The sequence below is a fragment of the Klebsiella sp. P1927 genome (genome assembly GCF_018204675.1).
GTDB lineage: Bacteria > Pseudomonadota > Gammaproteobacteria > Enterobacterales > Enterobacteriaceae > Klebsiella > Klebsiella pneumoniae.
The window spans coordinates 537,869-556,612 of sequence record NZ_CP073377.1; the positions used below are offsets into that span (position 1 = coordinate 537,869).

The 18,744-nt window shown below is 58.6% G+C and carries 19 protein-coding genes and 1 tRNA gene; 9 read left to right on the top strand and 11 right to left on the bottom strand.

From position 1 onward, the window contains the following. Positions 1-5 precede the first annotated feature (5 nt). Complete coding sequence (idi, locus tag KB892_RS02845) at positions 6-560, bottom strand: isopentenyl-diphosphate Delta-isomerase (protein ID WP_002916298.1); 555 nt, start codon at positions 558-560, stop codon at positions 6-8. Between the two features lie 316 nt (positions 561-876). Here idi and actS point away from each other — a divergent pair, with 316 nt between their 5' ends. Then, positions 877-1,590: an amidase activator ActS gene (gene actS / locus KB892_RS02850; protein ID WP_004157874.1), complete on the top strand. Its 714-nt coding sequence runs from the start codon at positions 877-879 to the stop codon at positions 1,588-1,590. 80 nt (positions 1,591-1,670) lie between these two features. Continuing rightward, positions 1,671-1,744 (top strand) — tRNA-Gly (locus KB892_RS02855). A gap of 167 nt (positions 1,745-1,911) precedes the next feature. Here KB892_RS02855 and KB892_RS02860 read toward each other — a convergent pair. Beyond that, positions 1,912-3,300 carry an MFS transporter gene (locus KB892_RS02860; RefSeq protein ID WP_004151784.1) on the bottom strand — a complete coding sequence of 463 codons (1,389 nt, stop codon included), beginning with the start codon at positions 3,298-3,300 and terminating at the stop codon, positions 1,912-1,914. A 129-nt stretch (positions 3,301-3,429) separates the two neighbouring features. Between KB892_RS02860 and KB892_RS02865 the strand changes: the two genes are divergently transcribed. Continuing rightward, entirely contained in the window at positions 3,430-4,359 is a 930-nt protein-coding gene (locus tag KB892_RS02865) for a LysR family transcriptional regulator (RefSeq protein WP_002916293.1), read from the top strand. Positions 4,360-4,722: 363 nt separating this feature from the next. Here KB892_RS02865 and KB892_RS02870 read toward each other — a convergent pair whose 3' ends face one another. The 4 genes from KB892_RS02870 to KB892_RS02885 are packed head-to-tail and all read right to left on the bottom strand — an operon-like array spanning position 4,723 to position 7,473. Further along, positions 4,723-5,526 carry a carboxymuconolactone decarboxylase family protein gene (locus KB892_RS02870; protein ID WP_002916291.1) on the bottom strand — a complete coding sequence of 268 codons (804 nt, stop codon included), beginning with the start codon at positions 5,524-5,526 and terminating at the stop codon, positions 4,723-4,725. A 32-nt stretch (positions 5,527-5,558) separates the two neighbouring features. Continuing rightward, on the bottom strand, positions 5,559-6,578 hold the full coding sequence (locus KB892_RS02875; protein ID WP_002916289.1) for an aldo/keto reductase: 1,020 nt from the start codon (positions 6,576-6,578) through the stop codon (positions 5,559-5,561). Between the two features lie 20 nt (positions 6,579-6,598). Next, the gene (locus tag KB892_RS02880; protein ID WP_002916288.1) at positions 6,599-7,156 is read right to left on the bottom strand and encodes an NAD(P)H-dependent oxidoreductase; all 558 of its coding nucleotides are present in this window, start codon (positions 7,154-7,156) and stop codon (positions 6,599-6,601) included. Positions 7,157-7,164: 8 nt separating this feature from the next. Continuing rightward, on the bottom strand, positions 7,165-7,473 hold the full coding sequence (locus tag KB892_RS02885; protein ID WP_004151785.1) for a superoxide dismutase: 309 nt from the start codon (positions 7,471-7,473) through the stop codon (positions 7,165-7,167). Between the two features lie 138 nt (positions 7,474-7,611). Between KB892_RS02885 and KB892_RS02890 the strand changes: the two genes are divergently transcribed. After that, positions 7,612-8,538 (top strand): LysR family transcriptional regulator, encoded by a 927-nt coding sequence (locus tag KB892_RS02890; RefSeq protein WP_002916285.1) that lies wholly within the window; start codon positions 7,612-7,614, stop codon positions 8,536-8,538. A 3-nt stretch (positions 8,539-8,541) separates the two neighbouring features. Here KB892_RS02890 and KB892_RS02895 read toward each other — a convergent pair whose 3' ends face one another. Continuing rightward, positions 8,542-9,114: a DUF1349 domain-containing protein gene (locus tag KB892_RS02895; RefSeq protein ID WP_002916283.1), complete on the bottom strand. Its 573-nt coding sequence runs from the start codon at positions 9,112-9,114 to the stop codon at positions 8,542-8,544. Between the two features lie 30 nt (positions 9,115-9,144). Beyond that, positions 9,145-9,438: a YciI family protein gene (locus KB892_RS02900; protein ID WP_002916282.1), complete on the bottom strand. Its 294-nt coding sequence runs from the start codon at positions 9,436-9,438 to the stop codon at positions 9,145-9,147. A gap of 218 nt (positions 9,439-9,656) precedes the next feature. On the opposite strand from KB892_RS02900, the gene KB892_RS02905 reads away from it, so the two are divergent. The 5 genes from KB892_RS02905 (at position 9,657) to KB892_RS02925 (ending at position 14,272) form a co-directional block, all read left to right on the top strand. Continuing rightward, a complete protein-coding gene (locus KB892_RS02905) occupies positions 9,657-9,986 on the top strand; it encodes a metalloregulator ArsR/SmtB family transcription factor (RefSeq protein ID WP_002916281.1) in 330 nt (109 codons plus the stop codon). A gap of 51 nt (positions 9,987-10,037) precedes the next feature. Then, entirely contained in the window at positions 10,038-11,330 is a 1,293-nt protein-coding gene (arsB, locus tag KB892_RS02910; protein WP_002916279.1) for an arsenical efflux pump membrane protein ArsB, read from the top strand. A gap of 9 nt (positions 11,331-11,339) precedes the next feature. Beyond that, entirely contained in the window at positions 11,340-11,762 is a 423-nt protein-coding gene (gene arsC / locus KB892_RS02915; protein WP_002916278.1) for a glutaredoxin-dependent arsenate reductase, read from the top strand. Between the two features lie 472 nt (positions 11,763-12,234). Then, positions 12,235-13,788: a peptide MFS transporter gene (locus KB892_RS02920; protein WP_002916277.1), complete on the top strand. Its 1,554-nt coding sequence runs from the start codon at positions 12,235-12,237 to the stop codon at positions 13,786-13,788. A 184-nt stretch (positions 13,789-13,972) separates the two neighbouring features. Beyond that, entirely contained in the window at positions 13,973-14,272 is a 300-nt protein-coding gene (locus KB892_RS02925) for a DUF1889 family protein (RefSeq protein ID WP_002916274.1), read from the top strand. 62 nt (positions 14,273-14,334) lie between these two features. Here KB892_RS02925 and KB892_RS02930 read toward each other — a convergent pair whose 3' ends face one another. The 3 genes from KB892_RS02930 to mdtN are packed head-to-tail and all read right to left on the bottom strand — an operon-like array spanning position 14,335 to position 18,743. Further along, positions 14,335-15,783, bottom strand: coding sequence for an MdtP family multidrug efflux transporter outer membrane subunit (locus tag KB892_RS02930; RefSeq protein ID WP_002916272.1), 1,449 nt, complete (start codon positions 15,781-15,783; stop codon positions 14,335-14,337). Further along, the gene (mdtO, locus tag KB892_RS02935; protein ID WP_062954966.1) at positions 15,780-17,705 is read right to left on the bottom strand and encodes a multidrug efflux transporter permease subunit MdtO; all 1,926 of its coding nucleotides are present in this window, start codon (positions 17,703-17,705) and stop codon (positions 15,780-15,782) included. Before mdtO ends, KB892_RS02930 begins: the two co-directional genes overlap by 4 nt. 12 nt (positions 17,706-17,717) lie before the next feature. Then, entirely contained in the window at positions 17,718-18,743 is a 1,026-nt protein-coding gene (gene mdtN, locus KB892_RS02940; RefSeq protein WP_002916205.1) for a multidrug transporter subunit MdtN, read from the bottom strand. Position 18,744: the final 1 nt, after the last annotated feature.

Consider the following 18,744-nt stretch of genomic DNA (forward strand, 5'->3'; position numbering starts at 1 on the left):
TTAGCTTACCCGCGCAGACGCGCAACAAAGTCGGTCAGCGCCTGGCGGGCGTCCCGATTTTCCGCTTCCAGCACCATCCACGGGCTGAACGCCCACGGCGTGGCGGCCAGCGCGCTTAACATGGTTGCCAGGTCAACCCACTGATAGTCCATGACTTCATCGTCGTTAGGCTGCACTTCGCTTACCACGCGCGCGGCATATACCGGGCACACTTCGTTCTCAACGATACCGTTTGGGGCGACCGCCCGGTAGCGGAAGGCCGGGTGAACCGGCGCGATATCAGAGATCTCCACACCGAGTTCGAAGCGACAGCGGCGCGTGACGGCCTGCTCGAAGGTCTCGCCCTGCTGGGGGTGTCCGCAGACCGAGTTGGTCCATACCCCGGGCCAGGCTTTTTTGCCCAACGAACGGCGAGTGACCAGTAACTGACCCTGCTGGTTAAACAGCCAGCAGGAAAACGCGAGATGTAAAGGGGTATCAAACGTATGGGCGGCATACTTCTCCAGCATACCGGCAGGCTGATCCTGCTCATCCAGCAAAATGACGTGTTCCCCGGCCATGACGACTCCTGAAAATAAAAAATGACCCGGCACAAACCCGCCGGGTCATGTACTCAGGCCACTAGGGTAGCCCATAAATGGGAGAAAGGCATTACCAAAACAAGCCCTGGAGGCAGCTCTGTGAACGGCAACGCGCAATAGTGAGGAGAGGCCGCCGCGCCGCGTGGCGCAAATATGAATTTCTGCCTGCCGCAGACCGCGCGCTAGGGACGGGGGATAATGGTTTCGCCATCAGGGATGACGCCCTGCGCCGCGGACTGGTATGATATTCGCCCTGATTGCGAGGTAAGTGGTTGTGTTAAGTGCAGGATGCCTGATGATGAAACGCTTTTATATGACACTGATGCTGGCGGCAAGCCTGGTGCTGGCCGGCTGCTCCAGCACCTCCGATTCCGGTGGCACCTACACCGTTAAACGCGGCGATACCCTGTACGGCATCTCCCGCACCACCGGCACCAGCGTTCGCGATCTGGCCCGCCTGAATAACATCTCCCCGCCTTACACCATTGAGGTGGGGCAGAAGCTGAAGCTTAACGGCAGCAGTTCAACGAAGACAACGAAGAAAAAATCTTCCTCTACGCGCACCGCGGCGGTCACGCCTTCGTCCGCGGTACCTCAGTCCTCCTGGCCGCCGGTGGGACAGCGCTGCTGGCGCTGGCCGACCAGCGGCAAAGTGGTCCTGCCTTATTCCACCGCCGATGGCGGCAATAAAGGCATTGATATCGCCGGAACCCGCGGCCAGCCGGTGTATGCCGCCGGGGCGGGCAAGGTGGTCTACGTCGGCAATCAGCTGCGCGGCTATGGCAACCTGATCATGATTAAGCACAGCGAGGATTACATCACCGCCTATGCCCACAACGATAAGCTAATGGTGAATAATGGCCAGAGCGTGAAGGCCGGCCAGCAAATTGCCACCATGGGCAGTACGGATGCCGACTCAGTGCGGCTGCATTTCCAGATCCGCTACCGGGCGACAGCCATCGATCCGCTGCGTTACCTGCCGCCGCAGGGAAGTAAACCTAAGTGCTAAAAGGTTATTTTATCGCCAGTCAGCATCCGGCAGGCTTGTCACAGGGTGCGTAAGGGCTATAATGCTTCTCGCACCTCTTCGCGGGCGTAGTTCAATGGTAGAACGAGAGCTTCCCAAGCTCTATACGAGGGTTCGATTCCCTTCGCCCGCTCCAAATTCAAGTCTCCTGAAGTCTACCCAACTCAATTTTCCCTTGATAAATCAGCGATTATAGCATTCTGTTAGTCTATTGAACTCCGGTAGAGGACTCCACTTTGGTTGCGGGATCGGCGTTTTGCGCTGCTGGCGCTGGAGTCGTAGCGTTTAGTGATATTTCCGCGCTTATCCTGTTTCCGCAGGATGAGTGATTTTACGCAACCGGCTCGCGCTGACGACGACCGATACCGCAGAGGCCGCGGCGGCGCTCCACAGCGCAACATGAATTGACCTTTCATCTGCTGCCAGCAGAACGGCTACGGCGGCGGCTCCCAGGCACTGCCCGAAAGTGCGCATAATGGATAAAACACCGGACGCATAACTCGCGTGCTCACGAATAACGTTTGAGAGCATTTCCCGGTTATTGGGACTCTGAAAGCAGCCAAACCCTATTCCGCATACCAGACTTCGCAGGCAGATATCCCACATTGAAGGTCTGGCGGGTAACGTCGCCAGCAGGATCAAACCGACGACAAATATCACCAGCCCCAGGGTGGATATCGCCGGGGCTGATATCGTGTCCGCCCAACGGCCTGCATGCGGCGCAATCAGCACGATCCCTAATGGCCACGGCGTAAACAGCAGGGCAGACACTACCGGACTGTAGCCGTATTCGCTCTGAAACAGGAAGGGTAGCGCAATAAAGGTGATCCCCTGGCTGACAAAAGCAACCATCGACGTGAAGGCCGCGAGGGTAAAACGTTCATTTTTAAACATGCTCGGCGGCAGTAAGGGATGACCCGTGCGGCGGATTTGCCAGATAAAAGCCATGCCGCTCAGCGCAGCGAGAGCCATCCAGCAAAGGCTGCCGAATTGAGAAGTAGCGTTCTGTAGGCTGTTCGCCGCCATGATCGTCGAACCCAACAGCAGCGCCGACAATATGGCGCCCACGGTGTCGAAGGGCGCCTGCATACGGATCGCATCCCGCGGCAGCGCTCTGACCGCCAGCAGTAAGGCGAGGGTGCCGGGAAGAATGTTTATCGCAAACAGCCATTGCCAGCTAAGAGTGTGAAGGATCGTACCGCCCAATACCGGGCCGATAGCGGAGCTCGAGGCAATGAGCAGGGCATGGAACCCCAGAATGCGGCCAAGTAAGCGTCCGGGAAATACGGACCTGAGTATTGCGGGGGCAATACTCAGCGTCGCCGCGCCGCCGATCCCCTGAAGTACGCGCATACCGATAAGCACTTCGGGCTTATTCGCCAGCGCACAACCCAGTGATGTCAGGGTAAAGGTCGTCAGGCCCGCCAGAAATACGGGGCGATAACCCAGACGGGCCGCAAGCGCCGCGAATATCGCCAGCGTCATCGCAGCCGCCAGCAGATACCCGTTGGCGAACCAGACGGCAATACTGGCAGGTACCTGCATCTCCTGAGCCATGGAGGGCAGGGCAATGTTGATCATGGTGCCATCAAACACGCCCATTAAGGTGGTGGTCATTATTGCGGCCATCACCCGTGCGCGCGCCGGGCCAGGCAGTCCTTCGTCGCCGGGTTGACTGGAAAAGAGCGTCATCATTTGTCCTCTGAGAAGAGTGTATGGATGACAAAACTATAAAGATGGCTTTTACCAGGCGGAAGGCGCACTATTTTCACTTTATTGTTGCATCAAACGCCTTATCTTAATGTGCTGGGAGGAAGGGTAATGTCTGATCCCGATTTTAATTTGCTGGTAGCTCTCGACGTATTGCTGAGTGAAGCGAGTGTCGCAGGTGCGGCTCGTCGTCTGAACCTCAGCACTTCGGCCATGAGCCGGACATTAAGCAGGTTACGCGATGTCACAGGAGACCCGATCCTGGTACGCGCCGGGCGTAACATGGTACTGACCCCGTGGGCCGAAGCGACCCGGGATCGCGCCAGGCGTGCAGTGCACGATGCCAGGGCGGTATTACAGCCCTCAACTGAAACGTTCAGCGCGCAAAATCTGGCGCGTCTTTTTACCATCAGGGCAAACGATGGTTTTGTGGTGGCGTTTGGGCCTGCGCTTATAGCAGCGGTTGCCGACGCAGCGCCGGACGTCTGTATACGCTTCGCGCCTAAGCCGGAAAAAACGTCGCGCTATCTTCGGGAAGGGCTGGTTGATCTGGAGATTGGCGTTCAGAGTAATATGGGGCCAGAAATACGGCTGCAACGACTGTTTGAGGATCGGTTTGTTGGCGTCGTCCGTAAAGGGCACCCGCTGGCTAAGCAGGCTGAAATAGGCGTGAGTGATTATGTCGCCTGGGGCCATGTGGTAGCGTCACCCGAGGGCGCGTTGCACGGATCCGTTGACGATGCGCTGGCCGAACTGGGGACAAAACGTAAAATTGCAAGCGTCGTACCGGGATTTCCGACAGCACTTTCCGTGGCGCTGGAATCGGATCTTATCGCCATGATACCCGCACTCTATTTACTCAATCAGCAGGTAACGGACCAGGTACACCTTTTCGAGCTGCCGTTCAAAAGCCGTCGTATTACGGTATCGCAGATGTGGCACCCAAGAATGGAACGCGACCCCGGTCACCGCTGGCTGAGAGAGCAAATTCTTGCGATATGCGGTGTGGCCCGGTCAGTCATGACTAAGGAGCCTGTATAGCGATTGCTATAACATCAATTTATATTAAATGTATAATTCAATTCATTGATATTTAATATAAAATACATCAATCGAAGTAGCGGTGTAGTAGCTAAATTGAGATGTCCATCTCTGGACCAAATAGACATGTCCGCGCTACCGTCTCGCCACAGCGATCGCTGCTTTCAAAGGATGAGACTCATGACGGCATACGGAACGGCAATTTTCTCAATGAGCGATGTGAACAGACTCACGATCGAAGTCTCCATACTTCGATAGACCGTTTATGTTCTTTCCGCGAGACCTAATCGAAAGCCCTCGTGGTACCTTTAAATTAACAATTAACGATAAATAAAGGACAGCTTCCCTGTCCTTTATTCTTTTTTATTCAGTTTTGCTCTCGCGCGATCGTAATACCTCACCGACCACCGGGGCGGCGGTAAACGCATTTGGCCATCCCGCGTAGAACGCCGCCTGGGCGACTACTTCTCCGGCCTCTTCAGCCGAAAGCCCATTATCCATAGCTCTGTTTAGGTGGTAGCCAATCTGCGCGCTCTGTCCGGCGGCGATTAACGCGCTGACCGTCACCAGACTTCTGTCGCGGGGCGTAAGCGCGGGCCGTTGCCAGAGGTCGAGAAACAGCGGGTCGGCGGTAAATTTAACCAGGCCAGGCGAAATGGGGCCGACATTTTTTTCCACGGTGTCTGCACGCTGTTTCTCTACCTGTTCATTGAGTGGCAGCAGCGTTGGCGAGGCGGCGGGCAGGGCCTCTGCCGTCACGCCCCTGGCTTCAAAGATGGTTTTAGCGACGCTGACGGCTGACATCGCATTGGGCCAGCCAGCGTAGAAGGCGAGGTGAGTAATGATCTCTGACACTTCCGCTGGCGTCACGCCGCTATCGAGCGCAACGGCAATATAGTGCTTCAGCTCGCCTGGCTGGTTGCGGGCAATCAGCATCGCTACGGTCACGATGCTACGGTCGCGGGCGGACAGGGCGTCACGTTGCCAGAGGTCGTTGCTGATGGCCTCGCGGCCGAAGCGCGCCAGCGCCGGGGAGACCGCTTGAATATCAGCGTCCGCAAGGGTGGAAGGGGTAATTTTCATCATAGCTTCATCTCTTTGTTCGTGGGCATAAGTAAAATCAGACAGCACAAGCGACAAGGCTGCCGCGGCAATCACGTTTTTCATGTTTTATTCTCCCTGCTGAACAGGACAGAGGGTTACCGCGTCCACACCTGATGATGGTCTTTGGCTTGCGGCGTGTTTTGCGCCATCACGCCTGTGAGAACGTGCGGCTGGTAGGCTTCTTCCAGATAACGGATGTCTTCCGGGCTCAGTTGAAGGGCTACAGCGTTGACCGCGCCGTCAACATGATGCTTTTGCGTGGCGCCGATCACCGGGGCGGTGACTTTAGTCAGCAGCCAGGCCAGCGAAATTTCGGTCATGGAGACCTGATGCCGTTCGGCAAGTTCGGCGACGCGGGCAATAATGATCCGGTCCTGCTCTGCCGTGCCGTCGTATTTGCCCCGGGCATAATCATCTTCCACCGCTCGCCGCGTGTGGCCTTCTAAGCGGGAGAGACGGCCGCTGGCCAGCGCGCTATAGGGAGTCATGGCGATACCCTCTTCCGCGCACAGCCCGAACAGCTCTCGTTCATCTTCACGCATAATCAGGTTGTAGTGGCTCTGCACAGAAACAAAGGATGTCAGCCCTTCGCGTTCGGCAAGGGCGTTCACCTTCGCCAACTGCCAGGCATAGCAATTGGAAATGCCAATCGCGCGCACCTTGCCGGCGGTCACTGCGGTGTGCAGCGCCTCCAGCACGTCGATAACCGGGGTGTTGTAATCCCAGATGTGGTAGATGTAGAGGTCGATGTAGTCCATCCCGAGGTTTCGCAGACTCTGGTCAAGCGAGCGGGCTATCGCCTGTTTTCCGCTGATCCCCTCGGCAATCTGGGCAGCGGTTCGTGGCAGAAACTTGGTGGCCAGCACCACCTCCTCGCGTTTTGCCATCTCCCGCAGCGCCCGGCCAACGTACCGTTCGCTGGAGCCGTTCTGATAGGCGATGGCGGTATCGTAAAAATTGATGCCCTGTTCCAGAGCGTGGCGGATGATGTCCCGGCTGGCTGTTTCGTCCAGCGTCCAGCGATGCTGACCCGTTGACGGATCGCCAAACCCCATACATCCCATGCAGATACGGGAGACCAGTAAGTCACTCTTCCCGAGCCGGGTATACTGCATCGTTATTTTCTCCCTTTGGGTTATTCCACCAGAGTTTTAAGCTGCGCGATCAGTCTGGCCGCGTGTTCCCGGGCAAGCGTTTTTTGCTGAGCGATTTTGTAGGCATCCCGGTCGGCGTAGCTAATACCGCAGGTATAAACCGGCGCCAGCAGCTCAAGATTGCACAGCCTGGCCGTGGTCTCGAAGGGAAGGAGATACTCCTCAATGGCATGGCCAAAGAAACCGTCAGCGGTATAGAGCGCCTGTGGCGCTCCCGTGGTGAAGGAGAGGATCAGCTTTTTACCACCCAGTTTCGCCGTTGAGCCATGGGCGAAGCCGTGGACAAATACCTCGTCCAGCCACTGTTTCATTAACCCGGGCAGCCCATACCAGCTAAAGGGAAACTGCCAGACAATCACATCCGCCTGCAGCAGGCTTTCCTGCTCAGCGGCGATGTTGAATTTGCCGTCCGGATAGAGCCAGTCCAGACGACGGATTTCCGCATCAGGCAGGGCGGTCGCCAGCTCATCGAGGATGGTGGCGTTGGCGATGGAATGGTTAAGATCCGGATGCCCGGAAACGACAAGAATATGAGCCATTCCCAACGTTACTCCTGATGTTTAAATTCAGCAGAGAAGAGATTTTCCCAGCTAATAAACGAGCCGAGTGGAATACACTCGAAGGTTAATAGACCCGCTTTTGCCAGCGGAAATTCGGCCATGACATTATTCGCCTCTTCCACGGTGTCGCACTCGAGGAAAATAGCGACGCCGGGTCGATCCTGACGGAAATAGATGTCGCGAATAAAGCCTGACTTGTACAGTCCCCAGGCGTGCAGGGCTTCTGCGGTAAGGTGCGGCGCATAGTGTTCCAGCGTCGCGCCGGGGGCAGGGATATCCAGACATAAAATTCGCATAGTTGTCTCCGGAAAGTCGTTATCAGCGGGAAGAGACAAAAGTATACGAGCCGCAGGGGGGGAAGATTAGGCGGTCATTGACTTAAGAATATTTAGCCTGTACTTAATAATCAGGCGAGGGTGTCTTAAGGAGATGCTATGAATAACGCGCTTTATAATCAGATACGCATCTTTCAGAGCATTGCGCGCGAGGGCAATATCTCGGCCGCCGCGCGCAAGCTCGAAATCACGCCGCCGTCGGTCAGCAATGCGCTCAGGCTGCTGGAGGAGCATATTGGCCACCCCCTTTTTGTGCGCACTACCCGGCGTATCGAGCTGACGGAAACCGGGCAACAGCTGCTGGAGCAGACCGCCGCGGCGGTGGAGACACTGGAAAAGTCGCTGGAAATCATCCGCGACCAGAATCAGGAGCCCTCCGGGGCAGTGAGAATAACCCTCTCGCGCTTTGCCTACCTGCTTATTCTCAAACCGGCGATGGCGGCATTTTGTCAGCAATATCCGGGGATCCAGCTGGAAATATCGGTCTATGACGGTACCGTCAATATTATTGAAGAACGTTTCGACCTTGGGATCCGCTTTGGCGATATTCTCGAAGGCGGCGTGGTCGCCCGCCCGTTAATGAAGCCGTTTCGTGAAGGGCTATACGCCTCCTCTGCCTATCTTGCCGAATATGGCGTGCCCGCGATGCCTGCCGATCTCCATCATCACCGGCTGATTGGCTATCGCTTTATTACCAACAACCGCATCCTGCCGCTGATCCTCAATGACCACGGCGAGCAGCTCACCGTCGAGATGCCCGGACAGTTAATCAGCAATGATATTGACGTCATGGCCGACGGTATTCGCCACGGACTGGGGATTGGCCGTTTATTTGAACCAATCCTGCAATTACAGCCCGATCGTGAGCAGTTTATTCCCGTGATGGAGGACTACTGGAAAACCTATCCGCCGGTTTATCTCTATTACCCAAAAAACGCGGGCAGAACGAAAAGGGTGAAAGCCCTGATTGATTTCCTGATAATGCATGCCGCGGATGATGCAGAGAAAGTCGGGTCTTCCCGCTAGCGTTCAGCTCAGATCGTGCAGCGCTTTGTCCAGCGGCGGGGAAAGCTGAATATCCTGAAACGCAACCGCCAGTCCGCCACGCTCCGGTGAGCAGCACATGACGCCCGCTTTCACCGGGCCTGGCGGAAAGTAGCCGAGCCGCAGCAGCGGCCAGCGCTCGCCGTCGGTTGAATACTGCAGCCTTAACGCGTCGCCCTTGCGGGTCAGCCGCAGCCAGAAGGTGCGCGGGTCGCCGGGGAAAAGCCCGGTGGCCCAGTCGGAGTGGGTTAGCGTCAGTACGCTGCCGATGGCCGGGGCATCGTCATTGAATTCAATTCCCGCCTTCAGCCAGGTCTGCTCGTCGGCCATCATCATCAGCCCGGCCTGGTCGTAAAGCGTGGTGAAATCCGCACAGATTTTTGCCTGCAGGGTAAAATCGCCCGCCACTTCTGCGGCATAGAGATGGCCAGAGAAGCGCTCGAAGCCATACCAGGTATGGCGCCAGAAGTCGGTATGCTTATTAGTGACCACCGTCAGGCCGTCGGAATCGCGGCGCCACTCGGCAGGTTCATTGATCCAGTGAAAGTACGGCTGCATTTTTCCTCCGGGATATGCTTTCAGACAGGGTTATAACAGCGACTGCAGCGCGGGTGACGCCATGCTGGCCTCAAAGGGAATAATCTCTGTACGGGCGAGACCCAGCTGCTGGAAGGGATCCTGGCTCAGACGCGCTTGCAGAGTTTCCCGGCTATCGCATTTTGCCAGAATGACGCCGCCGGTGCGGGGAATACGGCGGCCGGAGGCGAGAAAGAGGCCGTCGGCATAGCCTTTTTTGAGCCATTCGATGTGGGCGGGGATCGCACGGTCAACCTCTTCGAGCGGTTTTATATACGTTAAAACAACCACATAAATCGTACTCATCCTGAAAGCCCTGGCAATCCAATGGGATCTCCAGCCTGACATATTTCGATGATGGATAAAAGAAAACGCGGCATTTTTCCGTGCTATTTAGCAGGGATGGCGGGGCGCAACATCCCGGATGCTCATCGCAGACGTGAATTAATATATATGTTTTTGCGCATGTATATTGATCTTTCTTTGTGGCCCCGTATGCTGTCCGTCACGCTTGAGGAGAAATCATGTCTTTATTGCCCCTGCAACTGTTCAAAAACCTCGCCGATGAAACTCGGCTGGGGATCGTATTGCTGCTCAAGGCGCGTGGAGAGCTGTGCGTGTGCGATCTCTGTACGGCGCTCGCCCAGTCCCAGCCCAAGATCTCCCGCCATCTGGCGATGCTCCGTGAGAGCGGATTGCTGCTGGATCGTAAACAGGGTAAGTGGGTCCATTACCGCCTCTCTCCGCAGATGCCGGCCTGGGCGGCGCAGGTGATTGAGCAGGCCTGGCTCAGTCAGCAGGAGGATGTGCGGCTGATGATCAGCAGACTGGCTGGCGGGCCGGGTTGCCGGTAAAAAATTTATCTTAACATATATGATTTTTCGAATGTGATTGGCGGAGGAACGATGTTGCTGGCAGGTACGATTTTTATCCTGACCCTGGTGCTGGTGATCTGGCAGCCGCGGGGGTTAGGGATCGGCTGGAGCGCGGCATTTGGCGCGGCGCTGGCGCTGGCCACCGGTGGCGTACAGGTAGCCGATATCCCGGTGGTATGGCATATCGTCTGGAATGCGACCGCCACCTTTATCGCCGTTATCATTATCAGCCTGCTGCTTGATGAGTCTGGCTTTTTCGAATGGGCCGCGCTGCACGTTTCCCGCTGGGGAAGAGGCCGGGGTCGTCTGCTGTTTACCTGGATTATCCTGCTCGGCGCGGCTGTGGCGGCGCTGTTTGCCAACGATGGGGCGGCGCTGATCCTCACGCCAATCGTGATTGCCATGCTGCGAGCGCTGGGGTTCAGCAAGGGAACGATGCTGGCCTTTGTCATGGCCGCCGGATTTATTGCCGATACCGCCAGCCTGCCGCTGGTGGTGTCGAATCTGGTGAATATCGTTTCGGCAGATTTCTTTGCCATCGGCTTCAGGGAGTACGCTTCGGTGATGGTGCCGGTCGATCTCGCGGCGATCCTCACCACCCTGGCGATGCTGCACCTGTTCTTTCGCAAGGATATCCCGCCGGCCTGGGATATGGCGTTACTAAAAGCGCCGGCCACGGCGATAAAAGATCCAGCGACGTTCCGCACCGGCTGGGGCGTGCTGCTGCTGTTGCTGGCTGGCTTTTTCGTCCTTGAACCGCTGGGGATCCCGGTCAGCGCCATCGCGGCGCTCGGCGCCGGGATCCTGTTTGCTGTCGCGAAGCGCGGGCGGGTAATTAACACCGGCAAGGTGCTGCGCGGCGCCCCGTGGCAGATAGTGATCTTCTCGCTGGGAATGTATCTGGTGGTGTATGGTCTGCGAAACGCCGGGTTAACGGATTATCTGACCACGGTGCTGAACATGCTGGCGGAGCGCGGCCTCTGGGCCGCGACGCTGGGCACCGGTATCCTGTCGGCCTTCCTCTCTTCAATAATGAATAATATGCCCAGCGTACTGGTCGGCGCCCTGTCGATTGATGGCAGCACGGCAACAGGGACGATCAAAGAGGCCATGATTTATGCCAACGTCATCGGCTGCGATCTGGGGCCCAAGATCACGCCAATTGGTAGCCTGGCCACGCTGCTGTGGCTGCATGTGCTGGCGCAGAAGCACATCACCATCGGTTGGGGGTATTATTTCCGCTGCGGCATCACCATGACCCTGCCGGTGCTGCTTGTGACGCTGGCCGCGCTGGCGCTGCGTCTCTCCTTCAACCAGCCATGAGAACGTACTATGAGCATCACCATTTACCATAACCCTGACTGCGGCACCTCGCGTAATACGCTGGCGCTGATCCGTAACAGCGGCGCCGAGCCCACCGTTATCTATTATCTGGAGACGCCGCCGTCGGGTGATGAGCTGCGCCAGCTGCTCGCCGCGATGGGGATCCCGGTGCGCGCGCTGCTGCGGAAAAACGTCGAACCCTACGACGCGCTGGGCCTGGCGGAAGACCGGTTTACTGACGACCAGATAATCGACTTTATGCTTCAGCATCCGATCCTGATTAACCGTCCGATCGTAACGACGCCGCAGGGCACCCGACTCTGCCGCCCGTCAGAGGTGGTGCTGGAGATCCTGACGGCGCCACAAAAAGGCGCATTCGTGAAGGAGGACGGTGAGCCAGTCATTGATGCCGCAGGGCAGCGTGTGAAATAGCGCGCAGAATGGCGCCGGCTGTAGCAGCCGGCATGCCGTGTTAAACCTGCTGTATGGTAGGCTCTCCAGGTATGTAGCGCCTGGATTGCTGACAATATTCTCGCTTAGCGCTATTTCTCCACTATCCAGTCTGTTTCCCTTACTTTTCCTGCCGTTATACACCGCCTCTGCGCCGGTGGTTTATGTCTCTCGATAAATTATTAACTGTTTGTTTTTAATGGGTAAAATTTCGTTTTGTGCGTAATGATATAAAGTCAACGTCGTTTGCATTATTGCGAACATTAAATCTGTAAAACTAGATGTTTGTCGACTTTTCATCTAAAAAGGGAAGGTAAGGGGCTGGACAAAACCATTGCGTGGTTATCAAATGGTTAAAAATGCTCGTGTTTGATGTTAATGCAAACAAATTATAAATCGTCAGCCTGCTTTATACGGTTAACTTGCGCTGCGGCGCACCTTACCTGGAGAATTTATGCATTCCTCTGTTAATAAAAACGAAAGCCGTACCTTTTTCGGCCATCCTTATCCGCTGGGCTCCCTGTTCTTCACTGAAATGTGGGAGCGCTTCTCGTTTTACGGCATCCGTCCTTTACTGATCCTGTTTATGGCGGCGACAGTGTACGACGGCGGCATGGGCCTGGCGCGAGAGAACGCCTCGGCGATCGTTGGGATTTTTGCCGGCAGTATGTATCTGGCCGCGCTGCCTGGCGGCTGGCTGGCGGATAACTGGCTTGGCCAACAACGCGCCGTCTGGTACGGCTCTATCCTGATCGCCCTGGGGCACCTGTCGATCGCTCTGTCAGCATGGCTGGGCAACGATCTGTTCTTTATCGGTCTGATGTTTATCGTCCTGGGTTCCGGGTTGTTTAAAACCTGTATCTCGGTGATGGTCGGCACCCTGTATAAAAAGGGCGACGCGCGCCGCGACGGTGGTTTTTCGCTGTTTTACATGGGGATCAACATCGGCTCGTTTATCGCGCCATTGATCTCTGGCTGGCTTATCAAATCGCATGGCTGGCACTGGGGCTTCGGCATCGGGGGGATCGGGATGCTGGTGGCGCTGATCATTTTCCGTGTCTTTGCCGTACCGTCGATGAAGCGCTATGACGCGGAGGTTGGCCTCGATTCCACCTGGAACAGCCCGGTGGCGAAAAAGAATGGCGTTGGAGCGTGGCTGCTGGCGCTGGCTCTGGGAGTGGCGGTGCTGGTCACGCTTATCAGCCTGGGCACGATCGTGATTAACCCGGTGGCGGTGGCCAGCGTGCTGGTCTATGTAATTGCCGCCTCCGTGGCGCTCTATTTCATCTGGCTGTTCGTCTTCGCCGGACTCAACCGTAAAGAGCGGGCGCGCCTGCTGGTATGCTTTATTTTGCTGGTCTCGGCGGCCTTTTTCTGGTCCGCGTTTGAACAGAAACCGACCTCCTTCAACCTGTTTGCTAACGACTATACCAACCGGATGATCGGCGATTTTGAGATCCCCGCGGTCTGGTTCCAGTCGATTAACGCCTTGTTTATCATTCTCCTCGCGCCGGTATTCAGCTGGGCGTGGCCTGCGCTGGCGCGTAAAAACGTTCGTCCGGGCAGTATGACCAAATTCGTGATTGGCATCCTGTGCGCAGCGGCGGGCTTTGGCCTGATGATGCTGGCGGCGCAGAACGTTCTGAGCAACGGCGGGGCCGGTGTGTCGCCGCTGTGGCTGGTGGGCAGCATCCTGATGCTGACGCTCGGTGAACTGTGCCTCAGCCCGATTGGGCTGGCGACCATGACTCTGCTGGCGCCGGAGAGAATGCGCGGCCAGATGATGGGGCTGTGGTTTTGCGCCAGCGCGCTGGGTAACCTGGCGGCGGGCCTGATCGGCGGTCATGTGAAGGCCGATCAGCTGTCGTTGCTGCCGGACCTCTTCGCCCGCTGCTCCATCGCATTGCTGATCTGCGCCGCCGTGCTGGCCGTGCTGATTGTCCCGGTCCGCCGGATGCTGGAGAACAGTCGGTCCAGCGCCGCGCAAAAATCCCTCAGCAACGCCTGACGCGATCCTCAGGCCGGCCCTACGGGGCCGGCTTGTTTTTTGTCCAATCCCCGCCCCAGCAGAACAAAATCCCCTTTTCACAATGCGCGATGTCCCATAACGTGAGCGTGTTCTTTGAAATCACGTCGCTTTCCGGTCCATAGTGTAGTCAGGTTTACTATGTGGTTAATATAAGGACACACCTATGCCAGCAGTCATTGATAAAGCATTGGATTTCATCGGTGGTATGAATACGTCTGAGCCAGTACCACAGTCTATGGATGAAAGTACCGCGAAGGGAATTCTCAAATATTTAAAAGAACTGGGCGTACCCGCCACCCCGGCCGACGTCGCTGCGCGCGGCCAACAGCAGGGCTGGAGCGCTGGGTTTACCGACAAAGTGGCGGAGTGGGCTGAACGGGTCGCCGCCGGCGAACGGCTGGTGATTAAGCATCCGGAATTCTTTTCCACCTATATGCGGGAAGAGCTGCGCGCCCTGGTGTAATCGCCGCGCATCCACCCCGCCTCTTCAGCTTAATGCCTTCCCCTATTGGGAAGGCATTTTTGTTACTGCCCTCGATAGCCGCCGCCCAGGGCTTTGATCAGGGTAATGTCGGTGCTTAGCCGCTGGGCCTCAATGTCCAGCAGCAACAGCTGCTGGGCGAGGACCGCCCGGCGGGCTTCTTCGGCGGCGTAGCGGCTGAGGAGGCCGCGCTGATAATGAGCGCGAGCGCTATCGGTGGTGGTCTGCGCCGCGGTGACTTTTAGCTGCTGCAGCGCGCGCTGCTGATTCAGGTCGTTAAGCTGGCTGGAGCTGATGGCGACATCGCGAACCGCATCCAGCACCGCCTGGTTGTACTGTTTGATCAGGATGTTGCTGGCGGTGCGTACCGACTGCAGATTAGCGTTCAGACGGCCGCCGTCGAAGATCGGCAGATACAGCCCGGGCAGCAGGTTGATCTGCTGGAAAGAGGACTTAAACAGATCCCCGACGCTCAGGGCGTTATAGCCCCAGAACGCTTTGATATCAAAATGGGGGTAGAAGGCCGCTTTCGCCGCATCGACCTGGCTCAGGGAGGCGGTGACGTAGCCGCGCAGCGCCTGCAGGTCCGGACGGCGGGCCAGCAGCTCGAAAGAGAGCGACGGCGGCAGCGTCTCCTGGAGCGCCGGCAGCGCCACCGGATGGATGGCCGGCATGCTCTGCGCATCGGCGCCGATCAGCGCCCGCAGGGTTTCACGATACTGGGTCAGCATCCCCTCGGCGCTAATGATCTGCTGGCGAGCGGCGAGCTGTTCGGCCTGGGCGTTGGCCACATCCACACTGTCTTCCAGACCGCGCCGGGTCCGGTGCTCGTGGGCTTCCACCGAGAATCGGGCAATGCCCTCCAGCTCCTGCAGCAGCGCGATTTTCTGGAACGTCGCCTGCATGGCGAAATAGAGCTGCGCCACGCTGCTGGCGATGTCGAGCTCAATGCCGGCGGTCTCCGCCAGCCGGGCGTTTTTCTCGCCAATAGCGGCGGCGACCCGGGCGCGATCGGCCCCCCAGAGATCGATATTCAGCTGCGCCCCGACGCCAACGGTATTCAGCGTATACCAGGGGCCGTTTTTATCCACCGGCAGGGAGTATGAGTAGGGCCAGCTAAAGGATTTGTCGGTGATCCGCAGGCGGTTTTGCGCCGCGACGGCGGTAGCCTGCAGGCCCATCGCCGACCGGGCGAGTTCCACCGTGGACTGCGACTGGGAGATGCGCAGCCGGGCGGCCTGCATGGTCGGCGAGTTCTGCAGCGCCCGGTTGATCAGCATATTGAGCTGAGGATCATCATAGGCCTCCCACCAGCGGGCGGCCGGCCAGTCGCTGTTCGCCAGGTGGATCACCTGCGCCAGCTGGGCCTGCTGCGGATTGACGATGGCGACCTGGGCAGGCTCATCCTGGATCAGCGCGCAGCCGCTGAGCAACGTCAGCGTCAGGGTAAAAAGAGTGCCGCGCAGGCGCGCGGAGAAAGGAAGGATCATCATGACGTTTTAGCCTGTTGCTCAGTCGCTATCGGTGTCGGCCCCCAGTCGGGCAGGGCGGCCAGCGCCGGGCCAAAGGGGTTAGTCAGTTCGGCGGTCAGCTGTTCGCCAGGCGCCGTCGCCTCCTGTTCGATACGTTCAGCGTAGCGCCGCAGCTGTTCGGCGCAGCGGGCCAGGGTCGGGTCTCCCGGCGCGGCGTTGAGTCGGTAGCCTTCGCTGAGGCGGGCGATCTCCTCGGCCTGGGCGAGGGTGGCGCGCATCGGCCAGTCTTTCGCCTGGGGCCAGGGGTGAGCATACGTGCCCAGCGGTTCGGCGCGAACCCGGTGGATCAGCGCTTCGCTGTCGGTGAAGGCGACAAGCAGGGGAGCCAGCGGAACCGCCTCCTTCGGGGCGGCGAGGCAGTCCGCCAGCCGGCGATAGAGTGCCGCAAGGCGGGTTTTCAGCTGCGGCGCTTCGCTGTCCGGCCAGAGATACAAATGAACAATGGAGGAGACCAGCACCCCGAGCAGGATGCCCAGCACCCGATCCCGGAGCTCGGTGAGGTTCGTCAGCGGAGCAAACCAGCTGAGAAAGGCCAGCGCAAAGGTGAAACCAATCTGGATCCCGGCGTAGGCGATACGCTCCGAGCCGGCGGCAATCCACGCCGCCAGCGCCAGCACCGGCAGGGACATCGCCAGCAGGCCCGTCAGCGAATCGGTCCAGGGCTGGACAAAGACGATTAACAGCAGCGCCAGCAGGGAGGCGAGCAGCGCCCCGCCGATGCGCAGCCATGTCTTTTGCATCGTGGCGCCCAGCCCGGGCTGGGCGACGATCACGCAGCTCAGCATAATGGTATGTAGACCCTGCCAGTCGGCAGCGGTATAGAAGACATAGCAGATTAGGGTCGCCAGCAGGGTCTTGAGCGCAAAATGGAGATATGCCGGGTTGCGCCAGGCGTCCGGCGCCAGCAGGGGCGCCTTCTCCACCTCACCCTGCGGCAGGGCAACCGGCTCACCCTGCGCCAGCCGCTGCAGAGTGGTAGCCATCTCCTGCAGAACAGCGCGATTGACGCCGCGACCGCTGAGCGTCAGGGGAGGAATAGCGCCGTCAAACGGCTCCTCGCTAAGGGCGTTCTTCAGCTGAAGTACCGCCTGCGACAGCTGCTGGCGATCGTCACTATCCGCCTCGTCTGCTTGCAGCAGGGCCGCCAGCTGGTAGCAGCGCAAAGTGGCGGCCAGCCGCGAGCGCCAGGCCAGGGGATCGGCGGCGATCTCCGGTGTCGCCCGGCTGGCCTGGGCGAACAGCGACTGCAGCTGATTGAACTGCGCGGCGGTCTCGCCGAAGGTCGGTGGCGCTTCAGCGTCCGGGGCCGCCAGCCGCCGGGCGACCTCGTGCAGCATCCCGGCCAGGCGCGCCTTAAACTGGTTACCGGGAAAGGCCTGCTGAAAGCAGGCGTTGACCAGCAGGGTGACGAGGATCGCGGTGTTAATCGCCACCCACAGCCAAAGCAGCAGCCGCACCAGGATCTCGCTCTGGCTGGTCATCGACGGGAAGGTCTGAGCGTAAATCACCGCCAGCGCCACCACGAAAAAGGCCAGTCCCAGCTTGCCCAGCACCCGCATCAGATAGAGGGCGCAGAAAAAGAGCGCCACGGAGGCCGCCAGGCGGATCAGCGGGTAGTCATAGGTCCACTTGATGATCAGCAGCACGCCGCCGAGCGCCACGGTGACGGTGACAAAAAAGACCACGCTGACCAGCTTAATCATCAACACGTTAGGCTGGCTGACGTAGAACACGACGATCAGCGCAACGGCCAGGAAAGGGATCTGCAGGGTCATAAACAGGGTGATGAGCACCGCGCAGCTTAGCGTCAGGCGCAGCGTGTAGCTGGCGCGTCCCGGCGCGTCGCGCAGTTCCTGGCGTAAAAAATGGGCGAGAGGAAACATAGCGTCGCCCGGCTACGGCTGCAGCACGGCGCTGGCCGAGGCGCCCATGCGGAACAGTTCCGGGTCGGGATCGCTGACGGCGATTTTCACCGGGAAGCGCTGCGAGACGTGGACCCAGTTAATGCTTTTCTGGATCAGCGGCAGCCCTTCGATGACGCTCCCACCTTCGGGCAGGACCCCGGAGCCGACCGAATCCACCACCCCGTTAAAGGTCCGGTTGTGGTTGGTCATCACGGTGATCCGCGCCGCCACGCCGGGGCGCACGTTGTTCAGGTCGGTTTCGCGGAAGTTCGCGATCACATACCAGCGGTCGTCATCAAGCAGGGTGAAGACCGGCTTCAGCGCCGAGGCGTACTGGCCGACGGTGGTTTTCAGCGCCACCACCACGCCGTTGAACGGCGCGCGCACTTCGGTAAATTCCAGATGCAGTTCAGCGAGGGCGATTTGCGCCAGGACCCCGGCGCGTTGCGCCACCATGGCATCCACGCCGGTCACGGCCGCCGAGGCCTGTTTGGCCTGCAGCAGCGTGGCCTCCAGCTCCGCCCGCGCCGCTTTCTCAGCGGTGCGCGCCTGATCGAGATCTTCCTGGGAAGCGAACCCCTGCGGCACCAGCGGCTCAAGGCGGATACGCGTGGAGGTGGTCTGCTTAACCAGCGCTCTGGCGCGCTCGACGGCGGCCGCCACCGACTGGGCGTTATACTCCTGCGCTTTGATAGTGCGCTGGGTCAGCATGATCTGCGCGTCGAGGGTCGTCAGCCGGGCTTTCGCGTCATCGAGCATTGCCTGATAGGGGCGGGGGTCGATGCGGAACAACAGATCGCCTTTTCTCACCCGCTGGTTATCGCGAATGGGCATCTCCACGATGCGTCCGCTGACCTCGGGCACTACATCGATGGTATCGGCATAGACATAGGCGTCATTGGTCTCCGGCGAGGTTTGCAACTGCCAGATAACGAGGATCAGCGCCAGGATGGCGGCAAGGACCAGCGCCAGCAGAGGCCACTTTTTGCGTAACAGGGAAGTGCGGGAAGTTGTCATA